We start from the raw sequence: 12,425 nt of genomic DNA, 5'->3' as shown, positions 1-12,425 counted from the left end.
CTGGCAACGGATGGAACTACGCGAGCCGGCCAGCGGCCGGCACTACTCCCAGCGGCGGGGGCCGTCGCCCTGATCGCCCAGCGTGTCGCCGGGATTGGTCAGGCGACACCGCTTCAACGACAGGCACCCACAGCCGATGCAGTCGGTGAGCTGGTCGCGCAGCAGCAGCAACTGCTCGATGCGCTGGTCCAGCTCGCTGCGCCACAGCGCCGACATCTTCGCCCACTCGGCCTTGGTCGGCGTCTTGTTCTCGGGCAGGGCGGCAAAGGCGGTCGCCACCGCTTCCAACGGCATCCCGACCCGCTGGGCCACGCGGATCACCGCCAGCCGGCGCAGCACGTCGCGGGCGAAACGACGCTGGTTGCCGGCGGTGCGCAGGCTGCGGATCAGGCCCTTGCGCTCATAGAAATGCAACGCCGACACGGCCACGCCGCTCCGCTTGGCGACTTCGCCTACACTCAATTCCTGCGCGATCACTGCTTGACCTCAACCATGGTTCAGGTGGCATCCTGCGCGCCGCCGGGGGTGTACTGCAAGCCCGGCCCTCCTCCCGATGTCTGGAATCCGCATGTCCGTTGAAGTTTCCTCGCCGCCCACCACCGCTCCGGTGGAGGACGCCCCGATCCCGTCGATCCTGTCGCCGGCCTATCGCGCGACCACGATCGGGATGGTCGCGCTGGTCTCGCTGCATGGGTTCGAGGCGCTGGCCGTGGCCGCGGCGATGCCGACCGTGGCACACGACCTGGACGGACTGCGCCTGTACGCCCTGGCATTCGGCGGCACCCTGGCCACCAGCGTGATCGGGATGACGCTGTCCGGCCGCTGGAGTGACCAGCGCGGCCCGGCGCGGCCGCTGTGGCTGGGCCTGGCCTGTTTCATCGCGGGCCTGCTGGTGGCCGGTTTCGCCCAGCACATGCCGGTGCTGGTGCTCGGGCGCCTGATGCAGGGCCTGGGCGCCGGTGCGATTTCGGTCGCGCTGTACGTGCTGGTCGGGCGCTCGTTTCCCGAGCCGATGCGACCCCGCGTCTTCGCAGCATTCTCCGCCGGCTGGGTGGTCCCCTCGCTGATCGGCCCCAGCATCAGCGGCCTGATCGTGCAGCACCTGGGCTGGCGCTGGGTGTTCCTGATCGTGCCGCTGCTGGCGATCCCGGCCGCCTTGCTGCTGCGCCCCGCCCTGCGGCAGGTGGGCGTAGTGACTGCGGGCAGCACCGGCCGCAACGTCGTGCCGTGGGCAGTGGGTGCCTCGTTGGGCGCGCTGGCGCTGTACATCGGCGGGCAGCAGCAGGGCTGGCGGGCCGTGGCGCTGCTGATGCCGGCGCTGGGCGTGCTGGCACTGTGCAGCTGGAAGCTGTTGCCGACCGGCACGCTGACCCTGCGCCGCGGGCTGCCCAGCGTGATCGCGCTGCGCGGGATCGCGGCCTCCGCGTTCTTCGGCTGCGAAGCATTCCTGCCCTTGCTGCTGCAGCGCGAGCGGGGGCTGACGCCCGTCGTGGCCGGTATCGCACTGAGCCTGGGCGCGCTGGGCTGGTTCTCCGGCTCGTGGCTGCAGGGCCACCAGCAGCGTGGCTGGTCGCGCCGACAGTTGCTGCAGGCGGGCGCGCTGCTGATGTGCGTGGGCATCCTGGCCACGTCGCTGGCGATCCAGCCGGGCATGCCGCTGTGGTCGGCGATGGTCGGCTGGGTACTGACCGGGCTGGGCATGGGGCTGATCTATCCCAGCCTGTCGGTCCTCACGCTGTCGCTGTCACCGCCGGCACAACAGGGCGCCAATACCTCCGCCCTGCAGCTCAGCGAAGCCCTGGGCGTGGCGACCACACTGGCCGTGTCCGGCTCGCTGTTCGCGCTGTTCCTGGACGGCCGGGAAGCGTTGGGCTACCTGCTGACCTTCGCGATCATGCTGGTCTTGGCGTTGCTCAGCGTAGGGGTCGCGCGGCGGATCTGAGCCGGCGTCGGCCACGCATCCTCACGGGTGCGTGTCGCCGACCTCTTTCAGATCCTCGCGCAGGATGCGGCGGATCTCCAGCACGGCCTGCGGGGTTTCCTGCACGCTGTGCCCGGAGATGATCACCTTCTCGGAAACCGCGCCGTCCAGGTGCGCGCTCCAGTACGGCACCAGGCCATCGTCGGACTGCAGCAGCGGCACGTCCGGTTTGCGCTGGGCGACGATCGAGTGGTACTTCAGGCCCGGGGTGATCGGCAGCGCACCGGCAGCTTTCACGAACGGATCGCTGGCCTTGAGGTTGTCGATGCTGTTGGGCACCTGCAGCTTCGTGGTGGTGTTGGCCGATTCGGATTCCTGCAGGGTCAGGAACACATCCTCGAACTTGCCCAGGATGGTGATTGGCAGCCGCACCAGCCGGCCGATCAGACGCCCTACCCGATTGCCCGCGATATCCGTGCCCTTGTGCGGGGCGGCGATGAAGATCGCCCGCTCCACGTTCGGTTCGGCCGTGAAGTGCAGCAGCGGGCCCAGCTTGGTTTCGACCCGCTTGAGGCGCTCGCCCTTGAGGTCGTAGTTGGCCAGCAGGTCGTTCCAGAGCACATCACCGGAAGACGTCACCAGCAGGCGCGCAAGCACGCCGCCCATACTGTGGCCGATGAACACCATGTCCTTCGATGCCGGCGTGCTGCCGGTCGGATCGAAGTGTTTGAGCGTGTTGTCGAAGGCCTGGTTGATCTCGTAGCGGTTGAGCGCGATCGGGGCATTGGTCGGGTAATACACCTGCCAGACCTGGAAGTGCCGGCGCAGCTCGGGATCACCCATGATCTCGTTGGCCACGTTCACCCAGGCCTCCGGGCTGCTGCCCAGGCCGTGCAGCATGAAGATGATGCGGCGGTTCGGATCCCACGGCTGCATCAGGTACATGTGCGGCGCGCCGATGCCTTCGCTCAGGCCGAACAGCGTGCGCAGCGACTGCGTGGCGAAGCCGGACTGCGCCAGCCACATACCGTAGGCGGCGGTGAAGTTGCCGGCCAGCGGCACCTTCTCACCGTGCAGGTCCACGCTTTCGGTGGACTCGGGCGAGTACACATCGAACAGCACCTGGGTGGTATCGAGCACCTGCCGCAGGTCGTTGCCCTTGAAACGCAGCAGCGCGGTGGCGTTGATCGCCGACATCTCGCTGTACTGCGGAATCTCCGCCTTCTCGCCATCGGCCGGGGCCACCAGCTTGGGCGGATCCATGATCACCACCAGCTCCGCACCGAAGCCATCGCGCCGATAGGTGCTGCGCAGGCCGGCGAAGCTCACCGCCGAGGCGGACACCATCCGGGTCGGGATGCTCTGCATGCGCAGCTCATCGAAATCGGAGGTCAGCGTCCAGCGCTCACCGGCCACGGCGGCGTTGTAATCCTCGCCCTCGAGCGCGCTTTCGCGGCTGCGCTTGAACACCACCGCGGCGGTCTGCTCGGCGGCGTAGTTGTAGTAATCCCGGACCTGGGTCTGGCGATCCTCGAAGGCGCGGTCGGACGGCGTACGGCCACTGAAGAACAGGTACGCATAGGCATAACGCGCCGCTTCCAGCCACGCATCCAGCGCGGCATCGGACATCGGTGTTTTCTCGCGGTCCTTGGGCTTGGGGGTCAGCGCGAGCGCGGTCTTCACCCAGAGCTCGGACTGCGCCGACAAACGCTGCTCCTCGGGCAGGACATCGGTGTCGGCGAGGGTCTTCTGGCAGGCGGTGACATCCTTTTCGCACTGCGCCACGTCCATGCCGATCACGCTCAGCGTTTCCTGCGAGGCGGCGCTGAGCTTGCCCGAGGTGAGCACGTCGCCACGCTTGTTGGCGAGGTACTCGGTCGGGGCCACCTGCTTCATGGTGACCATCGCACAGCCGCTGGAGAGCAGCAGCGAGAGCACCACGGCCGTCATCGGCAACGCGCGGTGCGCGAGCAATTTCACAATCGACCTCATGGAACGCTTCCCTGCCCTGTCCCCGGAACATCCCGGCGGATCACCTGTGAAAAATCATCGTTTTCATTGCTTGCCCGCGCACGATCGGTAATCCGCCCACGCGCCTTCAGCGTCTCGAACGGCACGCCCGGCGTGAGCACACCGAGATCGCGCGCGTACTCGGCGAAGTAGCCCGAGGCCAGCAGCCGGTAGTCCATCGGCAGGCCCGGCGCGATCTGCTTGGCCAGTTCGTACACGATGGTCGTGCAGTTGCTGGTCAGCGTGTTGTAGAACGCTGGCGCGGCATCCAGCTTGCGGGCCTCGCCGAGGTAGGAGACGAACAGTGCCTTGAGCTGCTCCTGGGTCATGCCGTGCAGGCGGTACAGATACACATCTTCGCCGCGTGCGTTGGTACGCGTGCGCACGATGTCGGTTTCCTCCGAGGCGACCAGGGTCATCTCGAATTTGCGGAAGAAGCCGCCGAGCGCGGAGAAGGACTCGCCGCGCTCCTTGCGGATCTCCAGCGAGAACACCAGGTAACGGCCGTCATCGAAGCCGAACGAGATCAGCGTGTGCGCGATCATGGGCCCCATCCAGTAGGACAGGATCAGGTCGGCCGAGCGCAGCTGGTCCAGGTTGTACTCGCGGCGCACCCAGCGCGCGTCGTAGTCGGTCTCGCTGCGCCAGGTGAAGTCACGCACGTTGTCGAGCACCACGCGCGAGCCATCGACCTGCACCACCTTCAGGCGCTGGGCGACATCATCGGCCCAGACCCGGTCCTGGCGCGGGGTCAGCAGCAGCCACCAGATGCCCGAGAGCACCAGCGCCACGCCGTACAGCACGCCCGGCCAGCGCCCGGCGCGCGCGCGCGCCACGCCGATCGCCCCGCTGACGGCGAACACGACCCACAGCCCGACCAGCAGATACCGCACCCAGCCCGGACCCGGCAGCTGGTAGGCCAGCAAACCGGTGATCCACAGCGCCGCCAGCAGCATCAGCAGCGCCAGCCCCCATCGTCCTGCCTTCTTCACGCATCGATCCGTCGTCTATCCGGGGCGCTAGTTAGCCATAACCCCTGTGTGCGCCGCATGTCGAGCCTGTTCAGCTTCGGGCCGCCGTTCACCCCGGGACCCCGCACGGGCTGGCTCCGCCCCCCGGGCCGGTCGCATACTTGCGCGATCAACGGCCATCAGGGAAGCGCCAAGCATGCAGGGTCCGACCACCGTGGGCGGGGTGCCCATCGAGCGCCACCATCTGCTGCGCTGCCATTGCGGGGCCGTGGTCCTGCGCCTGCACCTGCCCGACGGCGTGGTGTCGCCTCGCCGCTGCGACTGTTCGATGTGCCGGCGACGTGGCGCGATCGTCGCCTCGGTCAAGCTGGCCGATCTGGAGGTCGTGCAGGGGCATGACGTCCTGCGCCTGTACCAGTTCAATACCCACGTCGCGCGCCATCACTTCTGCAGCGTGTGCGGCATCTACACGCATCATCAGCGCCGCTCGTCGCCGGACGAATACGGCTACAACGTCGGCTGCCTGGACGGGGTGAATCCGTTCGACATCGGCGAGGTACCGGTCAACGACGGGGTGAACCACCCGTCCGATGCGACCCGCGCTTAGCGGCGCTCGCGGCCCGGGCCGATCTTCTGCCACGGGGCCATGCCCTTGCGCCCATGCAGCAGCGGGCGCTTGAGCGGCAGCCGGCGCGGCATCGGGATGCCCACCCCGGGTGCGGCCGTATCGTCCTCGCGCAGGGACTCGGCGCGCTGGCCGACCAGCAGCGCTGCCACTTCTTCCAGTCCATTACGCATGGCGCGGGCCGCCGTCTGCAGGGGATTCATGGCATGTCTCCAACCGGTGTGGGGACGATCTACGCTACTGCCGCGCCGGCATGGAAACCGTGAATGGAATGGGTCAGAAAGATGAAATCGCGCGACTAACGCCCGCCGTTCAGGGCGTTGGCGGTGACACCGGCTTCGTCTTGCCCAGCCGCCGCACCAGCACGAAGAACAGCGGCACCAGCAGGATGGCCAGCAGCGTGCCGGAGAGCATGCCGCCGATCACGCTGACGCCGATCTCGCGCCGGCTGACCGCACCGGCGCCGGTCGCCAGCGCCAGCGGGATCACGCCGGCCACGAAGGCCAGCGAAGTCATCACGATCGGCCGCAGGCGCAGCCGCGCGCCCTTCAGCGCCGCGTCCACCGCCGAGCTGCCCGCGCGGTACTCGGCCTCGGCGAACTCGACGATCAGGATCGCGTTCTTGGCGGACAGGCCGATCGTGGTGAGCAGCCCCACCTGGAAATAGATGTCGTTGACGAAGCCCGCCGCAGTGGTGGCGATCACCGTGCCGATCACCCCCAGCGGGATCACCAGCATCACCGCCACCGGCACCGTCCAGCTCTCGTAGAGCGCGGCCAGGCACAGGAAGATGAAGGCGATCGAGGCCGCGTACAGCCACAACGTCTGGTTGCTGGACAGCTGCTCCTGGTAGGACAACCCGCTCCACTGCAGTGCGAATCCAGGCTGTTCGGCCACCAGCGCCTGCATGGTCTGCATCGCCTCGCCCGAGCTGCGCCCTTCGGCGGCACTGCCCTGCACCTGCATCGCCGGCAGGCCGTTGAAACGCTGCTGCAGCTGCGGCCCGCGCGACCAGTGGCTGCTGGCGAAACTGGCGAACGACGCCATCTGTCCGTTGCTGCCGCGCACGTACCACTGGCCGATGTCGTCGGGCACACTGCGGTAGGGCTGGTCGCCCTGCACATACACGCGCTTGACCCGACCGCGGTCGAGGAAGTCGTTGACGTAGGTGCCACCCCACGCCGAGGACAGCGTTGAATTGATGTCGGCCTGGGCCAGGCCCAGCGCGCTGGCCTGCGCCTGGTCGATGTCCAGATGCAGCTCGGCCTTGTCGCCGAGACCGTTGAGCCGGACCGAGGTGAGCCGGTCGTCATCGCCGGCGGCCTGGACCACCTTTTCCTGTGCGGCCTGCAGCGCCGGGCGCCCGGCGGCGCTGTTGTCCTGCAACCACAGCTCGAAGCCGCTGGACTGCCCCAGCCCGCGCACCGCGGGCGGCGCCAGCACGTTGACCTTCGCATCGGGCAGGTGGCGGAACCAGGCGTTGGCGCGGGCGATGATCGCGCCGGCACTGTGCGTGGCATCGCGTTCGGCCCACGGCTTGAGCGCCATGAACCCCTGCCCTGCGTTCTGCCCGGTGCCGGCGTTGTTGCGGCCGACCACCACGAACACCACGTCCAGGCTGTCCTTCTCGTGCTCCATGAAGTAACGGCTGATCTGCTCGCCCAGCGCCTCGGTGCGCGCCATCGGCGTGCCTTCCGGAGTGGAGAACTGGAACGTCACCTGGCCCTGGTCTTCCACCGGCAGGAAGCCGGTCGGCATGCGTGCGTACAACACGACCACGCCGATCACCAGCAGCACGTAGAACGCCATCCAGCGCCGCGGGTGCGCCACGATCCCACCCAGCTTGCCGCGGTAGGCGTTCTGGCTGCGCTCCACGCCGCGGTTGAACGCGGCGAAGAAGCGGCCGGGTGGCTTCATTGCGCTGGCCGGCTTGAGCAGGGTCGCGCACAGCGCCGGGGTCAATGTCAGCGCGACCAGCGCCGACAGCGCCATCGCCGAGGCGATCGTGATCGAGAACTGCCGGTAGATGATGCCGGTCGAACCGCCGAACAGCGCCATCGGCAGGAACACCGCACCGAGCACCACGGTGATGCCGACCAGCGCACCGGTGATCTCGCCCATCGACTTCTCGGTCGCCTCGCGCGGCGGCAGGTGTTCCTCGTGGATGATGCGTTCGACGTTCTCCACCACCACGATCGCATCGTCCACCAGCAAACCGATCGCCAGCACCATCGCGAACAGGGTGAGCGTGTTGATGGTGAACCCGGCCACCGCCAGCACGCCGAACGTGCCCAGCAGAACCACCGGCACGGTGATCGCCGGGATCAAGGTGGCGCGCAGGTTCTGCAGGAACAGGAACATCACCACCACGACCAGCACGATCGCCTCGATCAGGGTGTGGATGACCCCCTCGATGGAGACCCGCACGAACGGCGTGCTGTCGCGCGGATAGGCCACTTCCAGCCCCGGCGGGAAGCTCGGCCGCAGACGCTCGATTTCGGCACGCACCGCATCGGCGGTTTCCAGCGCGTTGGCGCCGGAGGCCAGCGTCACCGAGAAGCCGGCCGCGGGATAGCCATTGAGGAAGCTGCTGGTCTGGTAGTTCTCCGCGCCGATCTCGACCCGCGCGACATCGCCCAGGTGCACCGCGGCGCCACTGGGCAGCGTGCGCAGGATGATCGCGCGGAACTGCTCGGCGGTCTGCAGCCGCGACTGTGCAGTGACGGTGGCATTGAGCGCCTGCTCCGGCCCGGTGGGCAGCGCACCCAACTCACCGGCGGTGACCTGGGTGTTCTGCGCCTGGATCGCGGTGCGCACATCCGAGGGCATCAGATCGAAGGCCCGCAGTTTGTGCGGGTCCAGCCAGATGCGCATCGCATACGGCGAACCGAACACGTTGATCTCGCCCACGCCGGGAATGCGGCTGATCGGATCCTGCACATTACTGACCAGGAAATCGGAGACGTCCACCCGTTCCATGCGCCGGTGGGTGTCGTACAGCGCCACCACCATCAGCGAATCGCCCTGCGATTTGGCCACGGTGACGCCCTGCTGCTGCACTTCCTGCGGCAGCCGGTTGATCGCCTGGTTGACGCTGTTCTGCACCTGCACCTGGGCGATGTCCGGGTCGGCGCGCTGGTCGAAGGTGACCGTGATCCGCGCCTGGCCCGAGGACGAACTGGTGGAGGAGAAATACAGCAGGTGGTCGATGCCCTTGATCTGCTGTTCGATCACCTGGGTGACGCTGTCCTCCACCGTCTGCGCCGAGGCGCCGGTGTAATTGGCGGTGATGTTGACCTGCGGTGGCGCGATGTCCGGGTACTGCTCCACCGGCAGCTGGGTCACCGCGATGGTGCCCAGCGCCATGATGCAGATGGCAAGGACCCAGGCGAAGACCGGGCGGTGGATGAAGAAGCGCGGCAGCATCGGCTCAGCCTTCGCCGGCCGGCACGGTGGCGGGTGCTGCGGCCGGTGCGGCTGCGCCCGCGGGCTTGATCCGCACCGTGGCCCCCTCGCTCAGGCCCTGGCGGCCACTGAGCACGACCTGCTCACCGGCACGCAGGCCATCGAGCACCAGCCACTGGTCGCCCACCGCACGCGCCGTCGAGAAGGTCCGTTGATGCACGCGGCCGTCCGCGCCCACCACCCACGCCAGCGCCTCGCCCTTCGGGCTGCGGTCCACCGCGGCCTGCGGAACCAGCAAGGCCTGCTGGCGGGTGCCCTGCCCGACCTGGGCGCGCACGTACATGCCCGGCAGCAGCTGGCCCTGCGGGTTCGGGAACTGCGCACGCAGGGTGATGCTGCCGGTTTCCTGGTCGACATCGATGTCGGCGAATTCCAGCGTGCCGGTCACGGGGTAATCGGTGCCGTCGGACAGTCTGAGCTGCACCGGCGCGGTGGTCGCTTCCACGCCGCCGTCGGCGATCGCGCGGCGCAGCGCGAGGTACTCGTTGCTGGACTGGGTGATATCCACGTTCATCGGATCCACCTGCTGGATCCGCGCCAGCGGCTCGGCCTGGCCGTTGGTTACCAGCGCACCCGGGGTGAACAGTGCGCGGCCGATCCGCCCGCTGATCGGCGCCGTCACGCGGGCGAAGCCCAGGTTGGTGCGCGCGGTATCGCGGACCGCCTGCGCCGCCTGCACGGCGGCCTCGGCCTGCTGGTGGGTGGCCACGGCATCATCCACATCCTGCTTCGCCGCCAACTGACCGACGCCGAGCTGCTGCATGCGCTGGGCCCGCAGCCGCGCCGCGACCGCGGTGGCCTCGGCCGTGCGCAGGTTGGCCTGCGCCTCGTTCACCGAGGCCTGGTACAGCGCCGGTTCGATCTGGAACAGCGGCTGCCCGGCCTTGACCACCTCGCCCTGCTCGAACAGCCGCGCCTGCAGCACCCCGGAGACCTGCGGGCGTACATCCGACTCCTGCGAGGCCACGGTACGCCCGGGCAGCTCCTGGGCCAGCGCCAGCGATCGGGTCTGCAGGGTGAGCACCGTCACCTCGGGCGCCGGTCCCTTCGCCTTCGGCGCCTCCCGGCTGCAGCCGGCCAGCGCCAACGCCACGGCCAGCCCCAGCAGTGGCAGGCGCCAGGGTCGGGGCAACGGGCCAAGGGCCGGGGAGGACGGGAGCGGGTCGGTCATGGGGGACGGTATTCCAGGCGTGAACGGGGCACGCAGCCCGGGCGGCAGGGCCACTGCTCGAGGCGAATATAGGAGAACCGGGGGGACGATCCGGCGAAAACCGCATGAAACATTTTTCATTTGCAGTCGCTCCGGGGGGTTGCGACGATGCACCGGTCCCCATTGTCAAAGTGGCCCATGCCGCGCGTACTCACCATCGAGGACGACCTCGTCACCGCCGAGGAAATCGCCACGGAACTGCGCAGCCACGGCTTCGAGGTGGACCGGGTGGGCAACGGCGAGGACGGCCTGGCGATGGCCTGCCGCGGCGACTACGCGGTGATCACCCTGGACCGCATGCTGCCCGGGATCGACGGCCTGGCCCTGGTCACCGCGCTGCGCCGCCAGGGCATCACCACGCCGGTGCTGATGATCAGCGCGTTGTCGGACGTGGACGAGCGGGTGCGTGGCCTGCGCGCCGGCGGCGATGACTACCTGACCAAACCGTTCGCCTCCGATGAAATGGCGGCCCGCGTGGAGGTGCTGATCCGTCGCCACGGCCAGCCCGCCGTGGCGGAGAACCAGCTGCGCGCCGGCGACCTGGAACTGGACCTGATGACCCGCACCGCGCGCCGTGCCGGCGAGGAGATCGCGCTGCTGCCCACCGAGTTCAAGCTGCTGGAATTCCTCGTCCGCAACGCCGGCCAGGTGGTCACCCGCACCATGCTGTTCCAGGACGTGTGGGGCTACCACTTCGACCCCGGCACCAACCTGATCGACGTCCACATCGGCCGCCTGCGCAAGCGCATCGACCAGCCCGGGCGCCACCAGCCGATCCGCACCGTGCGGGGCACCGGGTATGTCCTGGACGACCATGTCTGATCACTGGCGCTCGTCCAGCAGCCGGCTGCTCGGGCTGTACTGCGTGCTGTTCGTCGCCTGGTCCAGCGTACTGCTGGGAGTGATGTACTGGCGCGTCTCGGACTACCTCAACGACCTCGCCGAATCCGGCCTGCAGCAGCGCGCGCACCTGTTCGAGAAGTTCGAGGGGCAGGCGCTGGACGATGCGCTGCGCGACAGCCTGCGCTACGACCTGCACGGGGCGTATGCCTACGGCATCTTCAGCCGCAACGGGCAGCCGCTGTCCGGCCCCCTGCTGGCGATTCCCGATGGGCTGCGCATCGACGGGCACGCGCAGGCGGTGGAACGCTGGTCCCTGCGCAGTGGGCCGATCAAGGCGCCCGGGCGCGCGCTCGGCGTGGAAACCCAGGACGGCCGCCTGCTGGTGTTCGTGCGCCAGAGCGGCAAGCTGACGGCGGTCAACAGCATCATCCTCGATGCGCTGCTGTGGGGCGTCTCGTTGACCGTCCTTCCCGGCCTGGCCGGCTGGCACATCCTGCGCCGGCGGCCGCTCAGACGGATCCAGGAGATCGAGGCCGCGACCAACCGCATCATCGCCGGCGATCTCGGCCAGCGCCTGCCCATCTCCGGCCGTCCGGATGAGATCGACCGTCTCTCGAGCATCGTCAATGCCATGCTCGAACGCATCGAGCAGCTGATGACCGAGGTCAAGGGCGTGTGCGACAGCATCGCGCACGATCTGCGGACTCCGCTCACCCGCCTGCGCGCGCATCTCTACCGCACCCGTGTCGGGCTGGAGGAGGACGATCCGCGCGCCGCGCAGCTGGACAAGGCGCTGACCGAAACCGATATGTTGATGGCGCGTTTTTCCGCACTGCTGCGCGTATCGGAACTGGAAAGCCACCAGCGCCGTTCGGCCTTCGTGCAGATCGACGTGACCGATCTGCTGCAGGAACTACACCAGTTCTACCTGCCGCTGGCGGAGGAAAAACAGCAGCAGTTCACGCTGCGGGTTGTCCCGGGGATCAGCATGATCAGTGGCGATCGTGAGCTGCTGTTCGAAGCCCTGGCCAACCTGTTGTCCAACGCGCTGCACTTCGCCCCCGAACACGGGCAGGTGCTGTTGCGCGCACTGGATGATGACGGCGCAGTACGCATCGACGTCATCGACAACGGCCCGGGCATACCGCCAGAGGAGCGCAGCTTGATTTACCAGCGGTTCTTCCGCGGCAGCAGCGACGCTGCGCAAGGCAGCGGCTTCGGCCTGGGCCTGTCGATCGTGGCCGCGATCGCCGGGCTCCACGGTTTCCGCTTGCGCGCCGGCAGCGCCCCTGGCGGCGGTGCCTGGTTGAGCATCCGCGCCGCGGCCGACGGGCTTCTTTGAGCGGTCACCCTGCACGCGCCGCACAGCAGCCACGCACC

Annotated in this window: 10 protein-coding genes; 4 read left to right on the top strand and 6 right to left on the bottom strand. The window is 68.3% G+C overall.

Annotation, left to right across the window (positions count from 1 at the left end; translation table 11 throughout):
* Positions 1-42 precede the first annotated feature (42 nt).
* The gene (gene soxR, locus HH110_RS18640) at positions 43-477 is read right to left on the bottom strand and encodes a redox-sensitive transcriptional activator SoxR (protein ID WP_176990998.1); all 435 of its coding nucleotides are present in this window, start codon (positions 475-477) and stop codon (positions 43-45) included.
* 91 nt (positions 478-568) lie between these two features.
* On the opposite strand from soxR, the gene HH110_RS18635 reads away from it, so the two are divergent.
* Positions 569-1,942 (top strand): MFS transporter, encoded by a 1,374-nt coding sequence (locus HH110_RS18635; protein WP_176990997.1) that lies wholly within the window; start codon positions 569-571, stop codon positions 1,940-1,942.
* Positions 1,943-1,963: 21 nt separating this feature from the next.
* Here the strand turns inward: HH110_RS18635 and HH110_RS18630 are convergent, their stop codons facing one another.
* Together HH110_RS18630 and HH110_RS18625 are read right to left on the bottom strand one after the other, a co-directional pair.
* Positions 1,964-3,871, bottom strand: a complete 1,908-nt coding sequence (locus HH110_RS18630) for a triacylglycerol lipase (RefSeq protein ID WP_241696638.1) — start codon at positions 3,869-3,871, stop codon at positions 1,964-1,966.
* Positions 3,872-3,909: 38 nt separating this feature from the next.
* Positions 3,910-4,887, bottom strand: a complete 978-nt coding sequence (locus HH110_RS18625) for a DUF4105 domain-containing protein (protein WP_176991002.1) — start codon at positions 4,885-4,887, stop codon at positions 3,910-3,912.
* A 211-nt stretch (positions 4,888-5,098) separates the two neighbouring features.
* On the opposite strand from HH110_RS18625, the gene HH110_RS18620 reads away from it, so the two are divergent.
* The gene (locus HH110_RS18620; RefSeq protein WP_176990995.1) at positions 5,099-5,509 is read left to right on the top strand and encodes a GFA family protein; all 411 of its coding nucleotides are present in this window, start codon (positions 5,099-5,101) and stop codon (positions 5,507-5,509) included.
* Here the strand turns inward: HH110_RS18620 and HH110_RS18615 are convergent.
* The 3 genes from HH110_RS18615 to HH110_RS18605 form a co-directional block, all read right to left on the bottom strand.
* Positions 5,506-5,730 carry a hypothetical protein gene (locus HH110_RS18615; protein ID WP_241696635.1) on the bottom strand — a complete coding sequence of 75 codons (225 nt, stop codon included), beginning with the start codon at positions 5,728-5,730 and terminating at the stop codon, positions 5,506-5,508. The two genes, HH110_RS18620 and HH110_RS18615, sit on opposite strands and share 4 nt — an antisense overlap.
* 109 nt (positions 5,731-5,839) lie before the next feature.
* On the bottom strand, positions 5,840-8,953 hold the full coding sequence (locus HH110_RS18610) for an efflux RND transporter permease subunit (RefSeq protein WP_176990994.1): 3,114 nt from the start codon (positions 8,951-8,953) through the stop codon (positions 5,840-5,842).
* 4 nt (positions 8,954-8,957) lie between these two features.
* Complete coding sequence (locus HH110_RS18605) at positions 8,958-10,163, bottom strand: efflux RND transporter periplasmic adaptor subunit (RefSeq protein ID WP_176990993.1); 1,206 nt, start codon at positions 10,161-10,163, stop codon at positions 8,958-8,960.
* 177 nt (positions 10,164-10,340) lie between these two features.
* Here HH110_RS18605 and HH110_RS18600 point away from each other — a divergent pair, with 177 nt between their 5' ends.
* Positions 10,341-11,024 carry a response regulator transcription factor gene (locus tag HH110_RS18600; protein WP_176990992.1) on the top strand — a complete coding sequence of 228 codons (684 nt, stop codon included), beginning with the start codon at positions 10,341-10,343 and terminating at the stop codon, positions 11,022-11,024.
* Positions 11,017-12,387: a cell wall metabolism sensor histidine kinase WalK gene (locus HH110_RS18595; protein WP_176990991.1), complete on the top strand. Its 1,371-nt coding sequence runs from the start codon at positions 11,017-11,019 to the stop codon at positions 12,385-12,387. The genes HH110_RS18600 and HH110_RS18595 overlap by 8 nt, the downstream gene beginning before the upstream one ends.
* Positions 12,388-12,425: the final 38 nt, after the last annotated feature.

Origin of the sequence: Stenotrophomonas sp. SAM-B (assembly GCF_013387485.1) — a bacterium.
Classification (GTDB): domain Bacteria; phylum Pseudomonadota; class Gammaproteobacteria; order Xanthomonadales; family Xanthomonadaceae; genus Stenotrophomonas; species Stenotrophomonas maltophilia_AA.
This window is presented reverse-complemented; position numbering and strand designations above follow the sequence as displayed.

Excerpts from the sequence above, each read along its gene's own strand:
- HH110_RS18635 (WP_176990997.1), top strand. The coding sequence starts at position 569 with ATGTCCGTTGAAGTTTCCTCGCCGCCCACCACCGCTCCGGTGGAGGAC.
- HH110_RS18630 (WP_241696638.1), bottom strand. The coding sequence starts at position 3,871 with ATGACGGCCGTGGTGCTCTCGCTGCTGCTCTCCAGCGGCTGTGCGATG.
- HH110_RS18625 (WP_176991002.1), bottom strand. The coding sequence starts at position 4,887 with ATGCTGCTGGCGGCGCTGTGGATCACCGGTTTGCTGGCCTACCAGCTG.
- HH110_RS18620 (WP_176990995.1), top strand. The coding sequence starts at position 5,099 with ATGCAGGGTCCGACCACCGTGGGCGGGGTGCCCATCGAGCGCCACCAT.
- HH110_RS18615 (WP_241696635.1), bottom strand. The coding sequence starts at position 5,730 with ATGAATCCCCTGCAGACGGCGGCCCGCGCCATGCGTAATGGACTGGAA.
- HH110_RS18610 (WP_176990994.1), bottom strand. The coding sequence starts at position 8,953 with ATGCTGCCGCGCTTCTTCATCCACCGCCCGGTCTTCGCCTGGGTCCTT.
- HH110_RS18605 (WP_176990993.1), bottom strand. The coding sequence starts at position 10,163 with ATGACCGACCCGCTCCCGTCCTCCCCGGCCCTTGGCCCGTTGCCCCGA.
- HH110_RS18600 (WP_176990992.1), top strand. The coding sequence starts at position 10,341 with ATGCCGCGCGTACTCACCATCGAGGACGACCTCGTCACCGCCGAGGAA.
- HH110_RS18595 (WP_176990991.1), top strand. The coding sequence starts at position 11,017 with ATGTCTGATCACTGGCGCTCGTCCAGCAGCCGGCTGCTCGGGCTGTAC.